A 24511-nucleotide genomic window follows, 5' to 3' on the forward strand; every position below is an offset into this window, starting at 1 on the left:
AGACTCACGGGCGGCGGAGTCGCAGCCGAGAGGGGAACGATGCTCGAGACCTGGTTGACGGAGACGTTGGGACTCGAGGTGCCGATCCTCGGCGCCCCGATGGGTGGACGCGCCGGCGGCGCGCTGGCCGGCGAGGTGTCGAAGGCCGGTGGCCTCGGCATGCTCGGCGCGGCCCGGTACACGACGCCGGAGTGGATCGCGGCGGAGGCGGCGGTCGCGCGTGAGCGCGGCGGTCGGGTCGGCATCGGCCTGATGACGTGGTCGCTCGACGACGACGACACCCTCCTCGGCGCTGCGATCGACGAGAACCCGACACTGCTGACCCTGTCGTTCGGTGATCCCGAGCCGTACGTGAAGCGGGCGCACGCCGCCGGGATTCTCGTTGCCTCCCAGGTGAACACGCTCGAGGATCTGCGGGTCGTCGAGCGGGCCGGGGTGGACGTGGTCATCGCGCAGGGCGGCGAGGCCGGCGGGCACACCGGGCGGATCGGCACCCTGCCGTTGCTGCAGGAACTGCTCGACGCCACCGAGTTGCCGGTCCTGGCGGCCGGCGGCATCGGCACCGGCCGCGGCCTGGCGGCGGTGATCGCGGCCGGTGCGCAGGGTGCGCTGATCGGCACCGCGCTGCTGGCCAGCCCCGAGACCGTCGGCCCCGACTACGCCCGCACCGCCGTCGTCGACGCAGGCAGCGCCGACACCGTCTACACCGCGGTGTTCGACCGGGCACGGCACCAGCCGTGGCCCGAGCGATGGGGCGGACGGGCCATCGCCAACGACTTCACCCGCGACTTCCACGGCACCGACACTCCGGTCGAGCAGTTGGAGCAGGCGTACGACGCCGCCGATCCGCGCCGCGGCGTGGTGTACGCGGGCGAGGCCGTCGGCCTGGTGCGCGACGTGCGGCCCGCGGGTGAGGTGGTGCGGCAGATCGCCGCCGACGCCGAGCGGCTCCTGTCCCGCTTCTCCTGACCCCTGGCACACCCCGTCCATCTGACCGAATGTGGCATTCCGTCACTTGAAGTGACCGAAGGCCACATTCGGTCGAATGGGCCGGGGGTGGCGGGACGGGCGGGTGGGCTCACATGGGGGAGTGCGCGGGCTGGAAGGCTCCGGTGTCGCCGGCCTCCTCGGCGCGGATGACGTGCACCACCGCGTTGATCAGCGCCAGATGGGTGAACGCCTGCGGGAAGTTGCCGAGATGCCTTCCGGTGCGGGGGTCGATCTCCTCCGCGTACAGCTTGAGTGGACTCGCGAAGCCGAGGAGCCTCTCGCACAGGCGCTTCGCGCGGGCAAGCTCACCGATCTCGACGAGTGCGGACACCAGCCAGAACGAGCAGATCGTGAACGTGCCCTCCTCGCCGGACAGTCCGTCGTCGGTGGTTTCGACGCGGTAGCGAAGCACCAGGCCGTCCTCGGTGAGCTCGTCCGCGATGGTCAGCACGGTGGCGCGGACGCGGTGGTCGTCGGCGGGCAGGAAGCGCAGCAGCGGGACCAGTAGCAGCGAGGCGTCCAGCGACGGGTGCCCGTACCGCTGGGTGAACACCCCCCGCTCGTCGACGCCGTGCTCGAGGACGTCGGCCTTGATCTCGTCTGCGATCTCCGACCACTGCTGCGCGTACGACTTCTCGCCGTGCAGCGCAGCGAGTTTCGAACCCCGGTCGAGCGCCACCCAGCACATCACCTTCGACGAGGTGAAGTGCTGTGGTTCGCCGCGCACCTCCCAGATGCCGCGATCCGGTTGCCGCCAATGCTTGATCGCCTCCTCCACCTGGCGTTTGAGCAGCGGCCACAGTGCGTCCGGCACCTGGTCACGGGAGCGGACGTGCAGGTACACCGAGTCGAGCATGGTGCCCCAGATGTCGTGCTGCTTCTGGTTGTAGGCGCCGTTGCCGATGCGGACCGGGCGGGCACCGTCGTAGCCGGACAGGTGGTCGAGTTCGGACTCCTCGAGCGTCTTCTCGCCGCCGATCCCGTACATCACCTGCAGCGAGTCGGGGTGTCCGTGGTCGGACTGCGACACGTCGGAGATGAACGCGAAGAAGTCGTTGGCCTCCCGGTCGAGTCCCAGGGTGTACAACCCCCACAACGCGAACGTGGAGTCCCGCACCCACGCGTAGCGGTAGTCCCAGTTTCGCTCCCCACCCGGCGTTTCCGGCATCGACGTGGTGGACGCGGCGAGCAGTGCGCCGGTCGGGGCGTAGGTCAGTCCCTTCAGCGCCAGGGCGCTGCGCTGCAGGTAGCCGCGCCACGGGTGGTCGGGGAAGCGGCCGATGGTGATCCACTGGCGCCAGCACTCGGCTGTCGTCCACATCTTGTCGGCGGCCTCGTCGAACGTCTGCGGCGCAGGCAGATCCGACCACGACAGCGCAACGAAGACGTTGTCGCCCTCCTTCATCCGGGTGCGGGCCCGCGCCTCGCGGCCCTCGATGCCCAGCTTCAGGTTGGACGTCAGGCGCAGCGTCGGGTGTGCGCCGATCGCGCTGCCGTCGCAGGTCGCGGTGGCCTCCTCGTAGACCTTGCCGGTGTACTCCCACTTCGCCGGAGTCCGGTGGTAGTCGAACGAGGGCTCGCAGCTCATCTCCAGCTCCACCACGCCGCTGACACATTTCACCGTGCGCAGCAGAATGTGCTCGGCGTCCCAGTCGGTCGGGGTGCGGCGGTGGCTGCGCGACCGTTGGTCGTTGTTGTGCCACGCACCCATCACCAGGGCATCGCGGACGATCAGCCACCCGGTCTCGGTCTGCCAGGTGGTCTCGACGATGAGCCCGCCCGGCAGGTACCGGCGGGCCGCCGGGACGTTCTGTCCGTACGGACCGATCCGGAAATGACCCGCGCTGCGGTCCAGCACCGCGCCGAACACGCTCGGCGAGTCCGGTCTCGGGATGCACATCCACTCCACCGAACCGTTGCGCGCGATCAGGCACGTCGTCTCGCAGTCCGAAAGGAACGCGTAGTCGTCGATCGGGGGAAACCTGCTGCGGTGCGTCGTGGTCTCGACCGTCGCAGGCAGGTTCGCGGAGAGCGACTCGTCGGTGCCGGTGCTCAGCCCGTTCACATCGTGTTCGGTGGCCGTCATCTCCACATCATGGGCGCGGTGGGCGCCGTCGTCCACCGCAGACGCGCCCGCGTAGGGTGAGGGCGTGAATCAGATCGCCAGTTGGTGGGACGGCCTCGAATTGTGGGTCATCGGTCTGCCCTACGTTCCGCAGTTGCTGCTGGTGATGGCGGTCGCGATGCCTGCCGCATACGGTGTCGCGCGCATCTTCGACGTGGCGCTGGCGCGGGCGCTCGCCTTGCTCGGACGCGACCGGGACCAGGTCTCGGCGGAGGTCGTCGCGGCGGGTGAGCGCTGATGCCCCGGTCTCGCGTCACCCTGATGCTCATCGCGCTGCTGGTCCTCGTCCTCATCGGCTGGCTGCTGACCCGCTGACCCGCCCCCCGGCGGCCGCCGGGTTAGATCCGTCACCCGACCTCTGCTAGATTCGTCGGCGTGTCTGCCACTGCCGTACACCAGGTCCGCCATGAATTGGCGTTGATCGCTGTCGGCATGCTCGCAGTCGCCGACATCGACTGTTGTTGATCCCCTCCGCCGTTGCGCATCGCGCCGGCCGGTTCGCCCCACGCAGCGGGCACCTTCCTCACACTTCGTGTCCGTGAACGCAGCCGCCCGGCCGCGGCGTTCACGGCGGTCTCGACGACCCCCGTCCCCCCATTCGCCCCGCGCGGCGAATCGTGAAAGGCATCTCGATGAGCGTTCGTGCCCGCATCTCCCGTTTCGGCCTCCTGGCCGCCGTCGTCACCGCGGGAGCCGTCGCCCTGACCGCGTGCAGCGGCGGGTCCAGTGACGTGGCCGGGGGAGGCGAGAGCGGTTCCGGTGACGGCAGCGGCGGCACCGTCAGCCTGTACGCCTACGCCGTGCCGAAGCCCGGCTTCGACAAGGTGATCCCGGCGTTCCGGGAGACCGAAGCCGGCAAGAACGTCGATTTCCAGCAGTCCTACGGTGCGTCCGGTGACCAGTCGCGGAAGGTCAAGGACGGCGCGCAGGCCGACGTCGTCAACTTCTCGGTCGAGCCCGACATCACCCGCCTCGTCGACGCCGGCCTGGTGAGCGCCGACTGGAACAAGGACGCCTACAACGGAATTCCGTTCGGGTCGGTCGTCACCCTGGTCGTGCGCGAGGGCAACCCCAAGGGCATCAAGGACTGGGACGACCTGCTCGCGCCGGGCGTCGAGGTCGTCACCCCCAACCCCTTCAGTTCGGGCTCGGCGAAGTGGAACCTGCTCGCCCCGTACGCGGCGAAGAGCGACGGCGGCAAGAACCCGCAGGCCGGTCTGGACTACGTGAACGCGCTCGTGACCGATCACGTGAAGGTGCAGCCGAAGTCGGGCCGGGAGGCGACCGAGACCTTCCTGCAGGGCACCGGTGACGTGCTGATCAGCTACGAGAACGAGGCGATCTTCACCGAGCGCAACGGCGATCCGGTCGAGCACGTCACCCCGCCGACGACCTTCAAGATCGAGAACCCCGTCGCCGTGATCCAGAACAGCAAGGTCCTCGAGCAGGCCAACGCCTTCAAGGACTTCCTCTACACCACCGAGGGGCAGACCCTGTGGGCCGAGGCCGGCTTCCGGCCGGTGGACCCGGCGGTCGCGGAGAAGTTCGCCGCCGACTTCCCGGCTCCGGCGAAGCTGTGGACCATCGCGGACCTCGGCGGCTGGAAGGCCGTCGACGCCTCGCTGTTCGCCAAGGACACCGGGTCGATCGCCGTGATCTACGACGCCGCGAGCAAGTAGTCTCACCGTGACCAGTACCACTACGACGGGGGGATCGGTGTCCGAGATCGGCGGACCCGGCCCCGAGCCCGAAGACTCGTCCGCGACGCCGAGCGCGTCCACCCCACCCACCCGCCGCAGGCGCCGATGGTTCACCGTCACCGGCACCGTCGGGCCGCTCGGCATCGGCATCACGATGCTGTGGCTGAGCGTGATCGTGCTGCTGCCGCTGGCGGCGCTGACGGTCACCTCGTTCGAGGACGGCCTCAGCGGCTTCTGGGACGCGATCACCAGCCCCGCGGCCCTCGCGTCGCTGCGCGTCACCGTCTGGGTGTCGGTCGTGGTGGCACTGATCAATGTGGTGATGGGGACACTCATCGCGTGGGTGCTGGTGCGCGACGAGTTCCCCGGCAAGCGTTTCGTCAACGCCCTGATCGATCTGCCGTTCGCGCTGCCGACCATCGTCGCCAGCATCGTGCTGCTGTCGCTGTACGGGCCGAACAGTCCGATCGGCGTGCAGCTCAACGCCACCCAGCCCGGACTGGTCGTCGCGCTCGCGTTCGTCACCCTCCCGTTCGTGGTCCGGTCGGTGCAGCCGGTGCTGATCGAGACCGACCGTGAGGTCGAGCAGGCCGCCGCATCGCTGGGCGCGAGCAACTGGACCATCTTCCGCAAGGTGGTGCTCCCGACCCTGACCCCGGCGATCATCAGCGGTGCCGGCCTCGCGTTCGCCCGAGCCATCGGTGAGTACGGGTCCGTCGTCCTGATCGGCGGCAACATCCCTCGCGAGACCCAGATGACGTCGCAGTACATCCAGCAGCAGATCGAGATCGACCGGCCCGTGAACGCGGCAGCGGTGTCGGTGGCGCTGCTGGCGATCGCGTTCGTGACGCTGTTCGTGCTGCGCATCCTCGCGAGCCGCAGCCAGCGACGTGAGGAGCAGACGGCATGAACGTCTCGACCCCGACCCGCCTCGGTATGCGGGTGGTCGCCCTCGGCTACCTGGTGCTGCTGCTCCTCGTGCCCATCGGGGTGATCCTGTGGCGCACGTTCGAAAGGGGCATCGTCAGCTTCTTCGAGGCGATCTCCACCCCGGCGGCGATCTCGGCGCTGAACCTGTCGCTGCTGATCGTGGCGATCGTGGTGCCGATCAACGTGATCTTCGGCGTGATCACCGCCCTCGCGCTGGTCCGTGGCCGGTTCCCCGGTCGCGGACTGGTGCAGGCGGTGGTGGACCTGCCGTTCGCGGTCTCACCGGTCGTCGTGGGTGTGTCGCTGATCCTGCTGTGGGGTGTCAACGGCTGGTTCGGCGGGCTGGACTCGCTCGGGTTCCGGGTGATCTTCGGGCTGCCCGGCATGGTGCTGGCGACGATCTTCGTGACGCTGCCGTTCGTCGTTCGTGAGGTCGAACCGGTGCTGCACGAGATCGGCGACGAGCAGGAGCAGGCCGCCGCGACGCTCGGCGCCTCCAAGTGGCAGACGTTCTGGCGGATCACCCTGCCCGCGATCCGCTGGGGTCTGACGTACGGCATCGTCCTGACCGTCGCCCGCTCGCTCGGCGAGTTCGGCGCCGTGATCATGGTGTCGTCGGGCTTCCCCGGCGTCTCGCAGACACTGACCCTGCTGGTGCACTCGCGCTACATCGACGACCACAACACCTACGGCGCGTACTGCGCGGCGACGCTGCTGATGGGCATCGCCCTGGTGACGCTGCTGCTGATGACGCTGCTGGACCGCAAGAGGAGCAACGCATGATTTCGGTGATCGGCGCCCGTAAGAACTACGGCGACTTCGCCGCGCTCGACAACCTCACCCTGGACATTCCGTCGGGATCGCTGACCGCGTTGCTCGGACCGTCGGGATCCGGCAAGTCGACGCTCCTGCGGTCCATCGCCGGGCTCGAGCATCCCGATTCCGGCTCCATCACGATCGCGGGCAAGGACGTGACGGGGGTGCCGCCGCAGAAGCGCGACATCGGGTTCGTGTTCCAGCACTACGCGGCGTTCAAGCACATGACGGTGCGCGACAACGTCGCGTTCGGCCTCAAGATCCGCAAGCGTCCGAAGGCGGAGATCGACAAGCGGGTCAACGAGCTGCTGGAGATCGTCGGGCTCGACGGCTTCCAGCACCGTTATCCGGCGCAGTTGTCAGGTGGACAGCGTCAGCGCATGGCGCTGGCCCGCGCGCTCGCGGTCGACCCGCAGGTGCTGCTGCTCGACGAGCCGTTCGGTGCCCTCGACGCGAAGGTTCGCGAGGACCTGCGCACCTGGCTGCGGCGTCTCCACGACGAGGTGCACGTGACGACCGTGCTCGTCACGCACGACCAGGAGGAGGCGCTCGACGTCGCCGACCGGATCGCGGTGCTCAACAAGGGCCGGATCGAACAGGTCGGCACCCCGCGCGAGCTCTACGACAGCCCGGCGAACGACTTCGTGATGTCGTTCCTCGGCCCGGTCGCCAAGCTGAACGGGCAGTTGGTGCGCCCGCACGACATCCGCGTCGGCCGCGACCCCAGCATGGCGGTCGCGCAGAAGGCGGGGACCGCGGAGTCGGCCGGCGTCACCCGGGCGACGGTCGAACGCGTCGTGCATCTCGGCTTCGAGGTGCGGGTCGAGCTGCGCAACGCGGCCACCGGTGACCTGTTCGCCGCTCAGGTCACCCGCGGTGACAGCGAGGCGCTGCAGTTGAAGGAGGGCGAGACCGTCTACGCCCGCGCCACGCTGATCCCGAACATCCCGGCCTGACTCGAACGAGAGCCGAGTCGAACAAGAGCGGGGCCCGGTGGTTCTCACCACCGGGCCCCGTTTCGCGTCTCGGGCGCCGCTCAGGGCTTCAGGACGAACAGTTCGCCGATCAGGGTGGGGGTCAGGACCTCGCCGCCGGGGCCGATGGAGGTTCCGACGGTGAAGCCCGTGCCTCCCGGCAGCGTGTCCTGGTCGACGGTCTCGCCGGTGGCGGTGTCGAAGGTGATCACGGCGAGGCCGTCCTCGCCCTCACGGACGGCCGTGTAGGCGGTCCCGCCTGCGGTCTGGGCGGGGACGCCGAGGTGCAGCAGATCCTTCCGCTCCCAGATCACCTCGGCATGGTCGCCGCGGTCGCGGAGCGCGAGCAGGTGCCCGTCGCGGCCGCCCGCCGGAATGATCAGACCGTCCCCGGAGGTGGAGGGACTACCCGCGGCGGCGTACCCGATGTCGTGGTGCCAGCGAGGCTCGCCCGTCGACGCGTCGAGCGCCCAGAGTGCGCCCTCGTTGTCGTTGACGTAGACGGTGGCGCCGTCGGCGGAGATGTCGGGGCTCGATGCGCTGCCCCCGGGCAGGACGTCGGAGGACCACTCCTCGGTCAGCGCGCCGCCCTGGTAGCGCATCGCCACCAGGTCTGCCTGTGGCCGACCCGGCCGCCAGAGCGTGAGGTAGAAGCGACCGGTGGACAGATCTATCGCCGGGGTGTTCGCGACCGGGCACTCCGCGGATCCGAAGAAGCACTTGTCGAGTCCCTGCGCGGCGGCGGGCAACGGGACGTTCTGGGCCTGGTCCGCCGTCGGTGCCGGGATCAGCTGGTAGGACGGGACGATCTCCTTGCCGGTCTGGGGGCTGAGCACGGAGACGACACCGAAGTGGGTGACGAAGAGCAGGTTGCCGTCGCCGGTGAACTGCGCCGAGAGCGGGGTGCCGCTGACGACCGTCCGCCACCGCAACTGTCCGTGTTCGTTGAACGAGTTCATCGCGCCGTCCTCGCCGATGTACACGTTCGTTGCGGAGTCGACGAGGGGAGTGGATGCCGCGACGCCGGGGCCGAGTCGCGTGCACCAGCGTTTGCGTCCGGTTTCCATCTGAAATGAGAACAGGTTGCAGCCGTTGTCGCTCCGGGTGGTGACGAATATCTGGCCGGTGGCGGCCACGGAGGCATAGGTGGCGGTCGGGGCGCCGAGTGGGCGGGACCAGTCGAGTGAAATCGAGCGGGAACCGGTCACCGGGCTGGTGTCGCTGTTGCGGGCGTCGGCGTGCATGGCGGGCCAGCCGCCCGGCGAGTAGTTGCCGATGACCTGCGAATCGCTGCCGCAACCGGCTGTGACCAGCGCTGTCGTCGCTGTCAGTGCCACCGCTGCCGACCGTAGGACCCGCCGCATGCATCACTCCTCGTGTGGATTTCGCTCGCTGCACACTATCCGGAGGACGGGGCGGGGTGAGCACCCGACCTGGGTGGCTCTCGGCCCCGGTTGGACACGCGATGTCCGGCCCAATTTCCCAATTACTGAAAGGTAATAATTGCTCGAAATGTGACGGATGGGAGCCCTGTGACCTCGTGATTGTTCTGTGATTGATTCTTGGACAATTGTCCTGAAATGTTAGTCATTCAAATTAGGAGAAATTCGGCGGCCGTGTGTGTTGAAATGACTCATGGCATCGGTCGGGGTGAACGCCGGAACGACGCGCTCGTCCGGAATCGACGGCGACGTCGACCACCTGCTCGGGTCGCCGGTCGCGGGTGTCGTGATCGTCGTCGCTCTCATCGTGGGCAGCGCCGCGCTGATCGGCGTGATGACCAGTTCGCTGCTCGCCGTCGCGGTCGTCGGGGTCGGCGCGGTCGGGGTCGCGCTGATGCTCAGTGGGCTCGATCGTGCGGGACGGCGCTCGGGGCCGGGCCGTGACCGACCTCACCATCGGTGAACGTAGGCTGTCGGGTCATGACCAGCATGTGGGGCGCACCGTTGCGCACGAGGTGGCGTGGATCCCGGCGGACCGACCCGGATCAGGCCAAGTTCCTTACCCGTGACTCGCTGCGGTGGGTGATCGCGAACAAGGCGTACACGCCGTGGTACCTGGTGCGGTACTACCGGCTCGCGAAGTTCAAACTGGCCAACCCGCACGTGATCCTGCGCGGGATGGTCTTCCTCGGCAAGCGGGTCGAGATCCACTCCACGCCTGGCCTGTCGCGGCTCGAGATCGGCCGGTGGGTCCACATCGGTGACGGCAACGCCATTCGCTGCCACGAGGGCTCGCTGCGGATCGGCGACAAGGTCGTCTTCGGCAAGGACAACGTCGTCAACACCTACCTCGACATCGAGATCGGCGCCTCGACCCTCGTCGCGGACTGGTGCTACATCTGCGACTTCGACCACCGCATGGACGACGTCAACACCCCGATCAAGGATCAGGGCATCGTCAAGGGGCCGGTGCGGATCGGACCCGACACGTGGATCGCCGCGAAGGTGACCGTCCTGCGCAACACCATCACCGGCCGTGGCTGTGTCCTCGGTGCACACGCCGTGGTCAAGGGCGTGGTACCGGACTACAGCATCGCGGTCGGCGCGCCGGCGAAGGTCGTCAAGAACCGCAAGGAGGCGTGGGAGGCCGGCGCGGAGGAGCGCGCGAAGTTCATCGCCGCGCTCGAGGACATCGAACGCAAGAAGGCCGCGGCCGCCGGATAGGCGTCGCGGCCGCCAGAAGGGCGCGTCGCGCCTGTGCGCCTTTCCGGTGGTTCTCGCTACCGGAAGCGCGCACAGGCGCAGTGGCCCGTCAGCGGCCGGGCAGGGGACGCTGGGGGATCTCGGGGCGGCCGAGGGGGTGCCGGACGCGACGCTTGGCGCTCAGGTACACCTGTGCGGTGTCCAGCGCCACCTGGTGCCAGTCGAAGTCCTCGGTCAGCCGCTCCCGGGCGGCCCGGGCGCGGCGCTGAGCCGCCGTCGGGTCGTCGAGCACCTCCCGGACCGCGGAGGTCAGCCCGTCCACGTCCCCGGGCTGGAACGACAGCCCCGTCAGCCCGTCGACGACGGCCTCGCCGAGTCCGCCCGCGGTCGAGGTGACCAGTGGGGTTCCCGCGGCCGCGGCCTCGAGCGCGATGATGCCGAACGGCTCGTACCGGCTCGGCAGGACGATCGCGTCCGCGCCGTGCAGCCAGCCGAGCAGCTCCGTGTGATCGAGTGAGCCGAGGAAGTTCACCGACCGCAGCACCCGATGCGTGCGGGCCTGTTCGCGCAGCCACTCGTACTGGGTGCCCTCCCCGGCGACCGCGAGGGTTGTGCCGGGGTGGCTGCGCCGGATTCGCGGCAGTGCGGCGATCGCGTCCTGCACGCCCTTCTCGTACTCGAGCCGGCCGACGAACAGCAGCCGCGGCGGCCCCGACCGTGGCGCGCGGTCCCGGTAGCTCCACGTGGCGACGTCGATGCCGTTGCGGATCACCGTGACCGGCGCGAGGTTCGGGCCGTAGAGGTCGCTGACCTCCTCCTCCATCGACGCCGAGCACGTGATGATCGAGTCGGACTCGTTGGCCAGCCACCACTCCACCGAGTGCACCTGACGGTTGATCGTCCCCGAGAGCCAGCCGCTGTGCCTGCCTGCCTCGGTGGCGTGCAGCGTCGACACCAGCGGGACGTCGTAGTACTCGGCCAGTGCGATCGCCGGGTGCGCGACCAGCCAGTCGTGCGCGTGCACGACGTCGGGCCGCCAGCCCTCGCCGATCCCCGGGCGGGCCAGGCCGACTCCGGCCCGGACCATCGCGTGCCCCATCGCGAGGGTCCACGCCAGCATGTCCTCGCCGAAGACGAAGTGCGGCGCGTCCTCCGCGACCGCCACGACCAGCACGCCCTCGGCGATGTGCGTGACCGTCGGGTGGGTCGACGCGTCGGTGCCGGTGGGGCGCCGCGAGAGCACCACCACCTCGTGCCCGGCCGCGACCAGTTCGGTGGCCAGGTGGTGGACGTGCCTGCCGAGGCCGCCGACGACCACCGGCGGGTACTCCCACGACACGATCAGGACCTTCATCTCGTCACCCCCACCTCGGCGTCGGCGGGCAGTCGCCGGGCGTCGAGCCCGGGGAACAGTCCGTCGGCGTGATTCCAGCCGTCCGCGAGCCGCCGGGCCCGGTCGGGATGTCCCGACGCGAGGGCCTCGGCGATCTCCCGGGTCGCGTGTGCGTGTTTGTGGGCGCGGTCGCGGGCGTATCCGGCGGCCGAGTCCTTGCTGACCATGAACGCCCAGTCGCTCTGCACCGTCATGATCGCCTCGCGCAGGATCTGGTCGTTGACCCGGTCGCGCAGTTCGGGTCGGCCGGGAGCACGGGTGGCGCCGCGGGCCTTGTCGACGGTGTCCAGCGCGGTCTGCACGACCTCGGCGTTCAGCTGCACCAGGTCCGCGACCTGATCGCCCGCCCACACCCGCCAGTCCTTGCCGCTGCCCCACGAGGAGTCGGTGAGCTCGACCGGCTCGCCGACGTAACCTTCGGCCCGCGCCTGCGCGAGGGTGCCGACACGGACACCTGCCTCCGGCAGCGCGCGCAGCACCTTCTCCAGCCACTGCGGTCCCTCGAACCACCAGTGGCCGAACAGTTCGGTGTCGAACGCGGCGACGACGAGCGCGGGCCTGCCGGTGCGGTCGTGTTCGCTGCGAATCCGGTCGACGACGGTGCGCACGAAGTCCTCGACGTGCCGGTCCACTGCCGCGGCCGCCAGTTCGGGGTCGTAGGGCGCCTTGTCCTTCGAGTCGACGGTCTTGCCCGTCACCCGCGACGGTTTCAGCCCCGTGTCGTGGTCGTAGGTGTGGAAGTCGCGGTAGGCGGCGTGCCCCGGGTAGCCGGACTTCGGCGACCAGACCCGGTAGGAGACCTGCAGGTCGCGACCGAACGCGACGACGTCGGACTCGCGCACCGGTCGGCCGACGGAGGTGTCGCCGCGCAGCGAGGGGCCGTCCACCATGAAGTGGGTGATCCCGGCGTCGGCGTACTCGCGTTCCATGCCGGCGGTGTACCCGCATTCGGGCGCCCAGATGCCGGAAGGCTTTGTGCCCCAGCGCATCCGCGCGTCCTCCAGGCCCTCCGCGAGTTCGAAGCGACGCAGTCGGGGATGCAGCAGCGGCTGGAACGGGTGCGCGAGCGGCCCGCCGAGCAGTTCGATCGTGGAATCGTCGATCAGCCGGCGCAGCACCGGGGACGCGCCGTGCCGCCAACGCTCCTCGAATTCGGTGAGCGCCTGGGCGGAGAGCCGGTGCTCCCGGGCGCCGAGGTCGCGGCGCGCGCGGTCCGGCATCAGGGCGGCCTCGTGGGCGCGCAGCTGCCAGTTCCCGAGCCAGTGGTGCATGCCCGCCAGGCAGTGTGGGTCGTCGAGCATGGCGGCGAGCACGGGGGTGATGCCGAGCGTCAGCAGGTTCTCGCGGCCCTCGTCGGCGAGCGTGCGGAGCACCCGCGTCACCGGCAGATAGGTCGCCGCCCACGACTGGTAGAGCCACTCCTCGCCGACCGGCCAGCGGCCGTGGTTGGCCAGCCACGGCAGGTGCGAGTGCAGCACCAGGGCGAACATGCCCGGTTGGGTGGGGCTCGTCATTTGTCGACCTCGGGAACTCGGGGGGTGGTGCCTGCCCCCGGCTTGCGCGCGATGGCGACCAGATCGAGGCTGGCGTCGATGTCGGCCTCGGTGAGGGCGAAGTCGTCGATCGTGATCGACTCGACGTCGCGGACCAGGTCCGCCGGCCACGGCTCGCCGGCCAGGGCGCGGTCGATCTGGGCGTCGATGAACGATCCGCCGTGTGCGGCATCGAGTTCGCGCAGGCGCGCGCCGTGGTGCACGCCGGTCATCGTCGTCACCTCGAAACCGGCCTCCTCGAGCAGCTCCGTCAGTTCGGCGGCGTTGAGCTCGCGGGTGTGGAACGGGTTGAGCGGGGTGTCGCGGCCGGGGGAGAAGGTGATCCGGTTCGGGGTGCTGATCAGCAGTTCGCCGCCCGGCTCCAGGACCCGGAAGCACTCGGCGAGGAACTGCGCCTGATCCCACAGGTGCTCGATCACCTGGAAGTTGACGACCGTCCCGACGGTGGCGGCGTCGAGGGGCAGTTCGGCGAGGTTGCCCTGCCGCATGTCGATCCGCGGGTACCGCGCGCGGACGTGTTCGACCGCCGAGGTGTCGTAGTCCAGGCCGATGACCTGCTCGGCGACGTCCGCGATCATGTTCGCGCCGTATCCCTCCCCGGATCCGGCCTCGAGAACGACACGCCCGGCGCAGCGGCCGAGCAGGCGCTGGTAGACCACCTCGTGGCGGCGGAACCAGTAGTTCTCCTCGGGCACGCCGGGGACGGTGCGCTCGCCGGTCAGCGGCAGGGTCGCGTGGTCGCCGGTCGTGGCGGTGGAAGGCGCACCGGCGGTGCCGGTCATCGGCGCAGATGAGTCACTCACCGGTGCCAATTTACTGCTACGTGTTCCAGTGCGGGTCGTGGTGGTTCAGATCACAGGCCCGGCAACGGGGTTCGGGGCCGCGAACGCCGGAAATTCAGCCTAAGTTACCCATCGGTAACTTAGCGTGTTGTAGTGTGACGCACGGTCATCGTGCGAAGTAGATGAATACCCGAGAGCTCGGCCACCGCAGAGCAGCTCACTGAGAAGACAGACACAGGAGGTCGACGAAGACCCATGACGAACATCGTCGTTTTGATCAAGCAGGTTCCCGATACCTGGTCCGAGCGCAAGCTCACCGACGGTGACTTCACGCTCGACCGTGAGGCCGCGGATGCCGTGCTCGACGAGATCAACGAGCGCGCCGTCGAGGAAGCCCTGCTCATCAAGGAGGCCCAGGGCGGTGAGGTGACCGTGCTGTCCGCCGGTCCCGACCGTGCCACCGACGCCATCCGCAAGGCGCTGTCCATGGGTGCCGACAAGGCCATCCACCTCAACGACCCGGCTCTGCACGGCTCCGACGCGATCCAGACCGCGTACGCGCTCGCCGCTGCACTCGGCCAGATCGAGGGCGTCGAGCTGGTCATCGCAGGCAACGAGGCGACCGACGGCCGCGCCGGTGCCGTGCCCGCGATCATCGCGGAGTACCTGGGCCTGCCGCAGCTGACCCACCTGCGCAAGCTGACCGTCGCCGACGGCAAGGCCACCGGCGAGCGCGAGACCGACGAGGGCGTCTTCTCGCTCGAGGCCCCGCTGCCCGCGATCGTCTCGGTCACCGAGAAGATCAACGAGCCGCGCTTCCCGTCCTTCAAGGGCATCATGGCCGCGAAGAAGAAGGAAGTTCAGGTCCTGACCCTCGCCGAGATCGGCCTGGACCCGTCCATCTTCGGTGTCGCGAACGCCGCCACCACGGTCACCGCGTCCACCCCGAAGCCCCCGCGTACCGCTGGCGAGCGCATCACCGACGAGGGAGAGGGCGGCAACCAGATCGCCGCCTACCTGGTCGGTCAGAAGATCATCTGATTCGCGCCCCACAACCAGCAGACTCACACGTAGGAGAAAGAAGCAATGGCTGAAGTACTCGTGCTCGTCGAGCACGCCGAGGGCGCGCTCAAGAAGGTCAGCACCGAGCTGATCACCGCCGCCCGTGTCCTGGGTGAGCCCTCCGCCGTCGTCGCGGGCCCCGCCGGCACCGCCGACAAGCTGCAGGACGCCCTGGCCGCCGCCGGTGCCGCCAAGGTGTACGCCGCCGAGTCCGACGACATCGACGGCTACCTGATCACCCCGAAGGTCGACGTCCTCGCCTCGCTGGTCGAGTCCGTCTCCCCGGCAGCGGTCCTGACCGCCGCCTCGACCGAGGGCAAGGAGGTGTCCGGTCGCCTGGCCGCGCGCATCGGTTCCGGCCTGCTGGTCGACGTCATCGAGGTCAAGGCCGACGGCGCCGTGCACTCCATCTTCGGTGGCGCGTTCACCGTCGACGCCAAGGCCAACGGCGAGGTCCCGGTCATCTCGGTCCGCCCGGGTGCTGTCGAGGCCCAGCCGCAGGCCGGTGCCGCCGAGCGCGTCGCGGTCGAGGTCCCGGCGCAGGAGGAGAACGCGGTCAAGGTCACCGCGCGTCAGCCGATCGTCGGTGGCGACCGCCCCGAGCTCACCGAGGCGTCGGTCGTCGTCTCCGGTGGCCGTGGCGTCGGTTCCGCCGAGAAGTTCTCGGTCGTCGAGGAGCTCGCCGACGCGCTCGGTGCCGCCGTCGGCGCCTCGCGTGCCGCCGTCGACTCGGGCTACTACCCGGGCCAGTTCCAGGTCGGTCAGACCGGTAAGACGGTCTCCCCGCAGCTGTACATCGCCCTCGGCATCTCCGGCGCCATCCAGCACCGCGCCGGCATGCAGACCTCGAAGACCATCGTCGCGGTCAACAAGGACGAAGAGGCCCCGATCTTCGAGATCGCGGACTACGGCATCGTCGGCGACCTGTTCAACGTCGCCCCGCAGCTCACCGAGGCCGTGAAGGCTCATAAGGGCTGATTCACGCCGCTCGCGGCACGCGCGGCCCCGCTCCCCTCGAGGGGAGCGGGGCCGTTGCCGTTTTCCGGGCATGTTCATCGACCCGCCATCGACGTGACATGCCGGCGACGCCGGGTCGCCGCCCGGCAGGTCGACGCTTCCCGGTATGAGTGCCATCGAGGTCACGGCTCCGATCCGCCCCGACGTTCTCACCTCCCGATATCGACTGCTGCTGTCCTCCGATCGCGAACACCGCGAGGCGGCACAACGCCTGCGCCACACCGTGTTCGCCGCCGAACCCGGATTCACCGCGGCCACCGGGCCGGGTGACCGGGATGTGGACCGCTTCGACGAGTACTGCGAGCACCTGCTGGTCCGCGACGAGGTGGCCGACGAGACCGTCGGCTGCTACCGCATCCTCACCCCGGACGCCGCGCGCGCGGCCGGTGGCCTCTACACGGCAACGGAATTCGACGTCGATGCCCTCGACCCGCTGCGTGCGGACATGGTCGAGCTGGGCCGGGCGTGCGTGCATCCGGGCCACCGGACCGGTGCGGTGCTCGCCATGATGTGGGCAGGGATGCTGAACTTCCTCGACCTCTCCGGTCACCGGTGGGCGGTCGGCTGCGTGTCGGTGCCGATGCGGCTGCGAGCCGACGACGCCGAGGGTGCCAATGTCCGCGCGGTCCGCGACCGGTTGCTCGCCGACCATTCGAGCGGGGCGGATCTTCGGGTCCGCCCGCTGCGGCCGGTTCCGGGAATCGACACCCTTGTGCCCCCGGCGAGGCCAGAGCTGCCGCCCCTGTTGCGTGGCTACCTCCGTCTCGGCGCCCGGATCTGCGGGGAACCCGCCCACGACCCGGACTTCGGGGTCGCCGACTTCGTGGCGCTACTCGGCATGCACGACGTCGACCCGCGATACCTGCGGCGACTGCGGTCGGTCCCGGTGGCGATGCGATGAACCACGCCTGGATGCCGTCGAGCCCCTGCGGGGACGGATGCATGACCGACCACGGGATCCGCGCCGGAGCGGTGCGTATCGGACTGCGGGGTGCCGGGCTGGCCGTGCTGCTGTCGGGGTTGCCGATGCTGGCGGTTGGCGCGGCCCTGCCGTCGCCGTGGCGACGCGGCCTGCACCGCGGCTACGCGCGGTCGGCGCTGCGGGTGCTGGGACTGCGGCTGCGGGTCAGCGACGAGCGGGACCGGACTCCCGAGAGCGGGGGAGTGCTCGTCGTCGCGGGCCACGTCTCGTGGCTCGACGTGCTCGCGCTGACGGCCGTCGAGCCCGGCGCGTTCGTCGCCCGCTCCGACCTGCTCGACTGGCCGCTGATCGGACCGTTCGTCCGGCGCGTGCGGGTCGTGCCGATCGACAGGGCGCGGCTGCGGGCGCTGCCCGCGGTCGTCGGCGACGTGGCGACGCGCCTTCGCGGCGGAGCTCGTGTGGTCGTGTTCCCCGAGGGCACCACCTGGTGTGGGAGGGCGTACGGCCGCCTGCGCCCGGCGCTGTTCCAGGCCGCCGTTGACGCGGGCGTCGCAGTGGCCCCGATCGGGTTGCGGTACGTGGGTCCGGACGGGACGACGGCGACCGGGGCCTGTTTCGTCGGAGACCAGACCTTCGTGGCGTCGCTGCGGCGGATCGTCCGGCTGCGCGAGGTGCACGTCGAGGTCCGCCTGGCCCCACTGCAGCAGCCGGGCACCGATCGCCGCGAGCTGGCCGCCCGATGTGAGCGGCTGATTCGCGACGGTCGCCGCGAGTCCGGCGCGGCACCGTCCGCGTTCCCGCGGAGCCGAGCGTCGCTCGCCGCGTGAAAGCGCCGGGCACCGCCGGCCGCGTGAAAGGGCCGCGTGCCGCCGGCCGTGGGAAAGCGCCGAGCACCGCCGGCCGTGGGAAAGCGCCGAGCACGGCCGGCCGTGTGAACCCGCCTACCTGCGCGGTCGGCGTCCGGCCCGACACGGGGGACGGGCTATCCTGGTCGGGTCATGACTTCGCCCCGCCCCCACACCACCGGAGCCGGTGATCACGGCCGCGCCGACGCGCCGCGGCCCGCCCCGTCGCGCCCCGTGTATCTGGATCACGCCGCAACCACGCCGATGCTGCCGGAAGCGATCGCCGCGATGACCGACGTCCTCGCGACCGTCGGCAATGCCTCGTCCCTGCACGGCTCCGGTCGCGCGGCCCGTCGCCGGGTGGAGGAGTCGCGGGAGTCGATCGCCGCCGACCTCGGTGCGCGGCCCTCGGAGGTCGTCTTCACCTCGGGTGGCACCGAGTCCGACAACCTCGCGGTCAAGGGCATCTACTGGGCGCGCCGGGACGCCGACCCGCGCCGTCGCCGGATCGTCACCAGCACGGTCGAGCACCACGCCGTTCTCGACGCGGTCGAGTGGCTGGCGGCGCACGAGGGTGCCGAGGTGACCTGGCTGCCGGTCGACGCGGACTGCCGGGTGGACCCGGACGACCTGCGCCGCGAACTCGAGATCCATGCAGACGAGACCGCGCTGGTCACCGTGATGTGGGCGAACAACGAGGTCGGCTCGATCATGCCGATCGCCGAACTCGCCGCGGTCGCAGCGGAGTTCGGTGTGCCGATGCACAGTGACGCCGTCCAGGCCGTCGCGCAGCTGCCGGTGGACTTCGCTGCGAGTGGACTGTCCGCGCTCAGCGTCGCGGCTCACAAGTTCGGCGGTCCTCACGGGTCCGGTGCCCTGCTGCTCGGCAGGCAGGTGCCGTGTGTGCCGCTGGCTCACGGCGGCGGGCACGAACGAGACCTGCGCGCGGGCACGCTGGACACGGCCGCAACGGTGGCCACCGCGGCCGCACTGCGCAAGACGGTGTCGGACAGGGAGTTCCGTGCCGCCGAACTGACCCGGTTGCGGGATCGGCTGATCGACGGCGTGCGCGCACTGGTGCCGGACGCGGTGCTCAACGGTCCGGCCGGTGCGGACCGGCTGCCCGGCAACGCGCACTTCACCTTCCCCGGCTGTGAGGGCGACTCGCTGCTGATGCTGCTGGATGCGGCCGGTGTCGAGTGCTCCACCGGGTCGGCCTGCACGGCCGGAGTGGCCAGCGCCAGCCACGTGCTGCTCGCGATGGGGGTCGACTCCCGCATCGCGCGCGGGTCACTGCGATTCTCGCTCGGGCACACGTCGACCGACGCGGACGTCGACGCCCTGCTCGCGGCGCTGCCGCAGGTCGTCGAACGGGCCCGCGCGGCGGGGTTGGCCGGCTCGAGGTCGAGGCGCATGCAGAGCACGGGAGGAGCGCGCTGATGCGGGTACTGGCGGCAATGAGCGGCGGGGTCGACTCCGCGGTGGCGGCGGCCCGGGCGGTCGAGGCCGGGCACGAGGTGGTCGGGGTGCACCTGGCGCTGTCCACGGCCCCGGGCACCTTGCGCACCGGGTCGCGCGGCTGCTGTTCCAAGGAAGACGCCGGTGACGCGCGTCGTGCCGCGGATGTACTCGGAATCCCGTTCTACGTCTGGGATTTCGCGGACCAGTTCAAGGAAGACGTGATCGACGACTTCGTCGCGGCCTATGCCGCAGGCGAGACGCCGAACCCGTGCCTGCGGTGCAACGAGAAGATCAAGTTCGCCGCCCTCGCCGACCGGGCGATCGCACTGGGCTTCGACGCCGTCGCCACCGGGCACTACGCGCGTTTGGAGGACGGGGTCCTGCGCCGGGCCGTGGACGAGGACAAGGACCAGTCCTACGTGCTCGGTGTGCTGACCGCCGAGCAGCTCGCGCGGGCGATGTTCCCGGTCGGGGACACCCCGAAGCCGCAGATCCGGGAGGAGGCCGCGGCGCGCGGACTCGCGGTCGCGGACAAGCCGGACAGCCACGACATCTGCTTCATTCCGTCCGGGGACACCCGCGCGTTCCTCGGCGCGAAGATCGGTGTCCGGCCCGGCAAGGTCGTCGACGCGGACACCGGCGCCGAACTCGCCGACCACGACGGCGTGCACGGATTCACCATCGGTCAGCGGAAGGGTCTCGGTGTCGAGGGCCCGGCCGCCGACGGCAGGCCCCGCTACGTCACCGCGATCGAACCCGACACGGGGACCGTGAAGGTCGGGTCCGCGGAACGCCTGCAGGTGTGGACGATCCGCGCCGAGAGGGCGATCTGGACCTCCGGTTCGGCGCCGGACGGGCCGATCGAGTGCACCGTCCAGGTGCGTGCCCACGGTGGCCTCGCAGACGCCGTCGTCGACGACGTCGACGGGGGACTCGTGGTGCGACTGCGCGAACCGTTGACCGGTGTCGCGCGGGGGCAGGCGGTGGTCCTCTACCGCCGTGACCCCGCCGGTGACGTCGTGCTCGGCAGCGGCACCATCGCAGGCACCGGCGGTGCCGACGAGCCCGGCGCCGCCGGCAGTGAATCACGGTGACGGACACCGTCTTTCCCGTCGGTGTCGCGACGGGCGTCGGCTCGTGGCCGGGCGTCGACGCTCGCGAGGCCGCCGCGATCGTGGTCGGCGAACTGCCGGAACTGCCGCACCTGGTGGAGCTTCCGGCGCGGGGGCTCGGCGCCGACATGATCGGCCGTGCCGCGGCCCTGCTGGTCGACCTGCCGCTCGACACCTCGACGACGGGCTACCGCGTCGCGCAGCGGCCAGGGCCGGTCACCCGTCTCGCCCGCGACCTGCTCGCCCGCGACCTCGATGCGCTCGAGGAGTCGTGGGAACTTGCCGGCCGGCGTGGTACCGACCAGCCGGTGAAGGTGCAGGCCGTCGGACCGCTCACTCTGGCCTCACAGGTGGAACTCGTCGGCGGGCACCGCGCGCTGACCGACCCCGGGGCACTGCGGGATCTGGCCGAGTCGCTGGCGGAGGGCGTCCGCGGGCACGTCGCGGAGGTTGCGCGGCGGCTGGGCTCGCCGGTGGTGCTGCAGTTCGACGAGCCGGGACTGCGATCGGTACTGGACGGATCGCTGTCCGGGGTGTCGATCCTGCAGACGCCGCGCGCCCTCCCCGAACCGGAGGCGCTGGCGGTCCTGCAGTCGGTGATCGCGGCCGTGGACGTTCCGGTCCTCGTGCACTGCTGCGCCGCGACCCCGCCGCTGGATCTGCTGCGTCGCAGCGGTGCCGCGATGGTGGGCCTGGATGTCGGCGTGCTCCGGGCCGCGGATCTGGACGGGGTCGGGGAGGTGCTCGAGTCGGGACTGTCGCTCGCCCTGGGCCTGGTGCCACCGGTCGCGCCCGAGCGGGTACCCGGCTGGCGGGACCTGGCGCGACCGGCGGTCACTCTCGTCGACCGGCTCGGTTTCCCGCGCACCGTGCTGGCCGAGCGGGTGCTGATCACCCCGGCCTGCGGGCTGGCCGGGGCGGGCGCCGAATGGTCCCGACGGGCGTTGCGCGGCGCGGCCGAGGTCGCCCGGGCGTTCGCCGACGGAGCCGAGTTCGACCAGTAGGCTGCCGCCATGGCAGATCCTCGTGGGCTGGACCCGGCGGTGCGGACCTTCCTGGACGGGGTGAGTCACCGGGTCCGCAGGCGCGACGCCGAAACCCTGCTGGCACTGATGGAGTCCGTGACGGGGGAGCGCGCCGCACTGTGGGGGCCGTCCATCGTCGCCTTCGGCACCTACCACTACAAGTACGAGAGCGGTCGCGAGGGCGACGCGCCCGCGGCGGGTTTCTCGCCACGTAAGGCCGCGTCGGTGGTCTATCTGTCCGACGGTGTCGGTGCGCATGCCGACCTCGTCGACCGTCTCGGGCCGCACACCTCCGGGGTCGGGTGCCTCTACATCAAGGACCTCACGCAGGTGGACCTCGGCGTGCTCGAACAGCTGGTGGCGCGCTCGTACGCCGCGCTCACCGCCGGAACCCACGGGCTGCGGGCGAGGGAGGGCGGCGCGGGCTCCTGAGGCGTCGGGCGGTGTCGGCCCGCTGGGATAGCCTTTCTGGCGTGACCGAGAACGTGGCAGCGACCGCCGAGGAACGTGACGAGTGGCAGCGGCTCGCGGAGGAGGTGCGTGAGCACCAGTTCCGCTACTACGTCAAGGACGCGCCGACCATCTCGGACGGCGAGTTCGACGCGCTGCTGCGGCACTTGACCGACCTCGAGGACCGTCACCCGGACCTCCGCACCCCGGACTCGCCGACCCAGCTCGTCGGTGGCGGCTTCGCCACCGAGTTCACCGCGGTCGACCATCTCGAACGAATGCTCAGCCTGGACAACGTCTTCGACGAGGCGGAACTGCGCACCTGGATCTCCCGAGTCGAAGCCGAGACGGGCCCCGATCTGCACTACCTGTGCGAGGTGAAGATCGACGGCGTCGCGCTGAGCCTGGTCTACGAGAACGGCAAGCTGGTTCGGGGCGCCACCCGCGGCGACGGCCGCACGGGGGAGGACGTCACCCTCAACGCCCGCACCATCGACGACATCCCCCACACCCTCACGGGAACCGACGAGTACCCGGTGCCCGCGCTGCTGGAGGTGCGCGGCGAGGTGTTCTTCCGGCTCGAGGACTTCGAGGCGCTCAACGCCTCCCTCGTCGCAGAGGGCAAGGCGCCGTTCGCGAACCCCCGAAACTCCGCCGCCGGTTCGCTGCGGCAGAAGAACCCCGCGGTCACCGCGAAGCGGCGGCTCGGGATGATCTGCCACGGCATCGGCCGAACCGAGGGTTTCGACCCGGTCAGTCAGCACGACGCCTACACCGCGCTTGCCGCGTGGGGGCTGCCCGTCTCGACGCACACCGCGCGGGTGCGGGGCGCCGACGCGGTCGTCGCCAAGGTCGCCTACTGGGACGAGCACCGGCACGACGTCGAGCACGAGATCGACGGCCTGGTCGTCAAGGTCGACGAGATGTCCCTGCACCGCCGCCTCGGGGCCACGTCGCGGGCGCCGCGGTGGGCAACCGCCTACAAGTACCCGCCGGAGGAGGCCACCACCAAGCTGCTCGACATCCGGGTCAGCGTCGGCCGCACCGGTCGGGTCACCCCGTTCGCGTACATGGAACCGGTCACCGTGGCCGGGTCGACGGTGGCGCTGGCGACGCTGCACAACGGGTCCGAGGTCAAGCGCAAGGGCGTGCTGATCGGCGACACCGTCGTCATCCGCAAGGCGGGCGAGGTGATTCCCGAGGTCCTCGGCCCGGTCGTGGACATGCGCGACGGCACGGAACGCGAGTTCGTGATGCCCACGCACTGCCCCGAGTGCGGAACGGAACTGGCGCCCGCGAAGGAGGGCGACGCGGACATCCGCTGCCCCAACACGAGGTCCTGCCCGGCCCAGTTGCGGGAGCGGGTGTTCCACGTCGCCGGCCGCGGAGCATTCGACATCGAGGTGCTCGGCTACGAGGCGGCGACCGCGCTGCTCGAGGCGGGCGTGATCCGCGACGAGGGTGACCTGTTCTCACTCACGGCCGACGACCTGATGAAGACGTCGCTGTTCACGACCAAGGCCGGCGCCCTGTCCGCGAACGGGAAGCGTCTGCTCGACAACCTGGACTCGTCGAAGACGCAGCCACTGTGGCGGGTGCTGGTGGCCCTGTCGATCCGGCACGTCGGCCCGACCGCGGCCCGCGCGCTGGCCTCGGCGTTCGGCAGCCTGGAGCGGATCGAGTCGGCGTCGGTGGAGGAGCTGGCCGCGGTGGACGGCGTCGGCGGCACCATCGCCGCGGCCGTTGTCGAGTGGTTCGCCGTCGACTGGCACCGCGACATCGTCGAGAAGTGGCGCGCCGCAGGCGTTTCCATGGAGGACGAACGGGACGAGTCGATCGAGCGCAACCTGGAGGGGCTCTCCATCGTGGTCACCGGGTCGCTGGTCGGATTCACCCGCGACGGCGCGAAGGAGGCCATCCTGCAGCGCGGCGGCAAGGCCGCCGGCTCGGTGTCGAAGAAGACCGCGTTCGTGGTCATCGGCGATGCACCGGGCTCGAAGGCGGACAAGGCCGAGCAGCTCGGCGTTCCCATCCTCGACGAGGACGGATTCGTCCGGCTGCTCGCGGGCGGTCCGGAGGCGGTGACCGCGGCGGTCGAGGGCGAGTCGGACTGACGACTGCGAGAGTTGCTCTGCAGCAACCGGATCAGTGGTGGTGATCTCCGCCGTCGCGGTGGAGTGCCTCGGGCAGGAAGGCGGCGCCGGGACCATAGGTGGCGGCGGAGTCGTTCGGGTTCGAAAGCGCGCAGGTCTGCAGCGACAGGCAGCCGCAGCCGATGCAGGACTCGAGGCCGTCGCGCAGCGCCTCCAGTGCCTCGATCTGCTCGTCGAGGCGGGCGCGCCAGCTACGGGACAGGCGCGCCCAGTCGGCCCGGGTCGGCGCTCGCCCGCCGGGCAGTGTGCCCATGGTCGCGGCGATCTCGTCGAGGCTGAGCCCGATGCTGCGGGCGGCCCGGATGAACGCGATCTTGCGCAGCACGCTGCGCTGGTAGCGGCGCTGGTTGCCGGACGTTCGGGTGCTCTCGATCAGCCCCTGGCTCTCGTAGTACCGCAGGGCGGATGCGGCCAGCCCACTGCGTTCGGACACCTCGCCGACCGTCAGTAGATCCGTGGTGCGCACGCGGTTCCTCCTCTGCGGGTGCCGTCAACACAGGTGAAGTCGACTTCAGCTTCCGCTCGGACGGGGCCGGCGGCAAGTGGTCGATCTCAC

General features: G+C 70.4%; 24 protein-coding genes. 18 read left to right on the top strand and 6 right to left on the bottom strand.

Translation table 11 applies throughout. The features are described 5' to 3' along the window. Nucleotides 1-39 precede the first annotated feature (39 nt). Nucleotides 40-969 carry an NAD(P)H-dependent flavin oxidoreductase gene (locus ACWDUM_RS13260; RefSeq protein WP_450134341.1) on the top strand — a complete coding sequence of 310 codons (930 nt, stop codon included), beginning with the start codon at nt 40-42 and terminating at the stop codon, nt 967-969. Nucleotides 970-1078: 109 nt separating this feature from the next. Here the strand turns inward: ACWDUM_RS13260 and ACWDUM_RS13265 are convergent, their stop codons facing one another. Beyond that, nucleotides 1079-3076 carry a glycoside hydrolase family 15 protein gene (locus ACWDUM_RS13265; RefSeq protein ID WP_450134342.1) on the bottom strand — a complete coding sequence of 666 codons (1998 nt, stop codon included), beginning with the start codon at nt 3074-3076 and terminating at the stop codon, nt 1079-1081. Between the two features lie 64 nt (nt 3077-3140). On the opposite strand from ACWDUM_RS13265, the gene ACWDUM_RS13270 reads away from it, so the two are divergent. The 6 genes from ACWDUM_RS13270 to ACWDUM_RS13295 all read left to right on the top strand — a co-directional run bounded on the left by ACWDUM_RS13270 (nt 3141) and on the right by ACWDUM_RS13295 (nt 7517). Then, nucleotides 3141-3353: a hypothetical protein gene (locus ACWDUM_RS13270; protein ID WP_450112152.1), complete on the top strand. Its 213-nt coding sequence runs from the start codon at nt 3141-3143 to the stop codon at nt 3351-3353. Between the two features lie 137 nt (nt 3354-3490). Beyond that, on the top strand, nt 3491-3580 hold the full coding sequence (locus tag ACWDUM_RS13275) for an Ms4533A family Cys-rich leader peptide (protein WP_354003507.1): 90 nt from the start codon (nt 3491-3493) through the stop codon (nt 3578-3580). Between the two features lie 167 nt (nt 3581-3747). Next, the gene (locus ACWDUM_RS13280) at nt 3748-4794 is read left to right on the top strand and encodes a sulfate ABC transporter substrate-binding protein (RefSeq protein ID WP_450112153.1); all 1047 of its coding nucleotides are present in this window, start codon (nt 3748-3750) and stop codon (nt 4792-4794) included. A 7-nt stretch (nt 4795-4801) separates the two neighbouring features. Continuing rightward, entirely contained in the window at nt 4802-5725 is a 924-nt protein-coding gene (gene cysT / locus ACWDUM_RS13285; RefSeq protein ID WP_450134343.1) for a sulfate ABC transporter permease subunit CysT, read from the top strand. Next, nucleotides 5722-6528, top strand: a complete 807-nt coding sequence (gene cysW / locus ACWDUM_RS13290) for a sulfate ABC transporter permease subunit CysW (protein ID WP_450112155.1) — start codon at nt 5722-5724, stop codon at nt 6526-6528. Before cysT ends, cysW begins: the two co-directional genes overlap by 4 nt. After that, nucleotides 6525-7517, top strand: coding sequence for a sulfate/molybdate ABC transporter ATP-binding protein (locus tag ACWDUM_RS13295; RefSeq protein WP_450112156.1), 993 nt, complete (start codon nt 6525-6527; stop codon nt 7515-7517). Before cysW ends, ACWDUM_RS13295 begins: the two co-directional genes overlap by 4 nt. A gap of 80 nt (nt 7518-7597) precedes the next feature. On the opposite strand, the gene ACWDUM_RS13300 is transcribed toward ACWDUM_RS13295, so the two are convergent. Next, nucleotides 7598-8899 carry an outer membrane protein assembly factor BamB family protein gene (locus ACWDUM_RS13300; RefSeq protein ID WP_450134344.1) on the bottom strand — a complete coding sequence of 434 codons (1302 nt, stop codon included), beginning with the start codon at nt 8897-8899 and terminating at the stop codon, nt 7598-7600. 271 nt (nt 8900-9170) lie between these two features. On the opposite strand from ACWDUM_RS13300, the gene ACWDUM_RS13305 reads away from it, so the two are divergent. Both ACWDUM_RS13305 and ACWDUM_RS13310 read left to right on the top strand, forming a co-directional pair. Then, nucleotides 9171-9440, top strand: a complete 270-nt coding sequence (locus tag ACWDUM_RS13305) for a hypothetical protein (RefSeq protein ID WP_450134345.1) — start codon at nt 9171-9173, stop codon at nt 9438-9440. Between the two features lie 17 nt (nt 9441-9457). Then, nucleotides 9458-10201 carry an acyltransferase gene (locus ACWDUM_RS13310; RefSeq protein ID WP_450134346.1) on the top strand — a complete coding sequence of 248 codons (744 nt, stop codon included), beginning with the start codon at nt 9458-9460 and terminating at the stop codon, nt 10199-10201. 88 nt (nt 10202-10289) lie between these two features. Here the strand turns inward: ACWDUM_RS13310 and ACWDUM_RS13315 are convergent, their stop codons facing one another. Genes ACWDUM_RS13315 through ACWDUM_RS13325 form a run of 3 tightly spaced genes read right to left on the bottom strand, consistent with a single transcriptional unit; the run spans nt 10290 to nt 13908 of the window. Continuing rightward, the gene (locus tag ACWDUM_RS13315) at nt 10290-11534 is read right to left on the bottom strand and encodes a glycosyltransferase family 4 protein (protein WP_450134347.1); all 1245 of its coding nucleotides are present in this window, start codon (nt 11532-11534) and stop codon (nt 10290-10292) included. Continuing rightward, nucleotides 11531-13087, bottom strand: coding sequence for a 1,4-alpha-glucan branching protein domain-containing protein (locus ACWDUM_RS13320; protein WP_450134348.1), 1557 nt, complete (start codon nt 13085-13087; stop codon nt 11531-11533). The genes ACWDUM_RS13315 and ACWDUM_RS13320 overlap by 4 nt, the downstream gene beginning before the upstream one ends. Continuing rightward, nucleotides 13084-13908: a methyltransferase domain-containing protein gene (locus ACWDUM_RS13325; RefSeq protein WP_450112250.1), complete on the bottom strand. Its 825-nt coding sequence runs from the start codon at nt 13906-13908 to the stop codon at nt 13084-13086. The genes ACWDUM_RS13320 and ACWDUM_RS13325 overlap by 4 nt, the downstream gene beginning before the upstream one ends. Nucleotides 13909-14163: 255 nt before the next feature. On the opposite strand from ACWDUM_RS13325, the gene ACWDUM_RS13330 reads away from it, so the two are divergent. From ACWDUM_RS13330 to ligA, 9 genes are all read left to right on the top strand, one after another. After that, complete coding sequence (locus ACWDUM_RS13330) at nt 14164-14949, top strand: electron transfer flavoprotein subunit beta/FixA family protein (protein WP_450112162.1); 786 nt, start codon at nt 14164-14166, stop codon at nt 14947-14949. Nucleotides 14950-14994: 45 nt separating this feature from the next. Beyond that, on the top strand, nt 14995-15948 hold the full coding sequence (locus ACWDUM_RS13335) for an electron transfer flavoprotein subunit alpha/FixB family protein (RefSeq protein WP_450112163.1): 954 nt from the start codon (nt 14995-14997) through the stop codon (nt 15946-15948). A gap of 145 nt (nt 15949-16093) precedes the next feature. Further along, nucleotides 16094-16888: a GNAT family N-acetyltransferase gene (locus ACWDUM_RS13340; RefSeq protein ID WP_450134349.1), complete on the top strand. Its 795-nt coding sequence runs from the start codon at nt 16094-16096 to the stop codon at nt 16886-16888. A 41-nt stretch (nt 16889-16929) separates the two neighbouring features. Then, nucleotides 16930-17736, top strand: coding sequence for a lysophospholipid acyltransferase family protein (locus ACWDUM_RS13345; protein ID WP_450134350.1), 807 nt, complete (start codon nt 16930-16932; stop codon nt 17734-17736). Between the two features lie 171 nt (nt 17737-17907). After that, complete coding sequence (locus ACWDUM_RS13350) at nt 17908-19194, top strand: cysteine desulfurase family protein (protein ID WP_450134351.1); 1287 nt, start codon at nt 17908-17910, stop codon at nt 19192-19194. After that, complete coding sequence (gene mnmA, locus ACWDUM_RS13355) at nt 19194-20309, top strand: tRNA 2-thiouridine(34) synthase MnmA (RefSeq protein WP_450112167.1); 1116 nt, start codon at nt 19194-19196, stop codon at nt 20307-20309. Before ACWDUM_RS13350 ends, mnmA begins: the two co-directional genes overlap by 1 nt. Next, a complete protein-coding gene (locus ACWDUM_RS13360) occupies nt 20306-21331 on the top strand; it encodes a methionine synthase (protein ID WP_450134352.1) in 1026 nt (341 codons plus the stop codon). Before mnmA ends, ACWDUM_RS13360 begins: the two co-directional genes overlap by 4 nt. Nucleotides 21332-21340: 9 nt before the next feature. After that, the gene (locus ACWDUM_RS13365) at nt 21341-21784 is read left to right on the top strand and encodes a DUF1801 domain-containing protein (protein WP_450134353.1); all 444 of its coding nucleotides are present in this window, start codon (nt 21341-21343) and stop codon (nt 21782-21784) included. Between the two features lie 41 nt (nt 21785-21825). Next, a complete protein-coding gene (gene ligA / locus ACWDUM_RS13370) occupies nt 21826-23916 on the top strand; it encodes an NAD-dependent DNA ligase LigA (RefSeq protein WP_450134354.1) in 2091 nt (696 codons plus the stop codon). Nucleotides 23917-23947: 31 nt separating this feature from the next. Here ligA and soxR read toward each other — a convergent pair whose 3' ends face one another. Continuing rightward, nucleotides 23948-24421 carry a redox-sensitive transcriptional activator SoxR gene (gene soxR, locus ACWDUM_RS13375; protein ID WP_450134355.1) on the bottom strand — a complete coding sequence of 158 codons (474 nt, stop codon included), beginning with the start codon at nt 24419-24421 and terminating at the stop codon, nt 23948-23950. Nucleotides 24422-24511: the final 90 nt, after the last annotated feature.

Source organism: Rhodococcus sp. NPDC003322 (genome assembly GCF_053589555.1).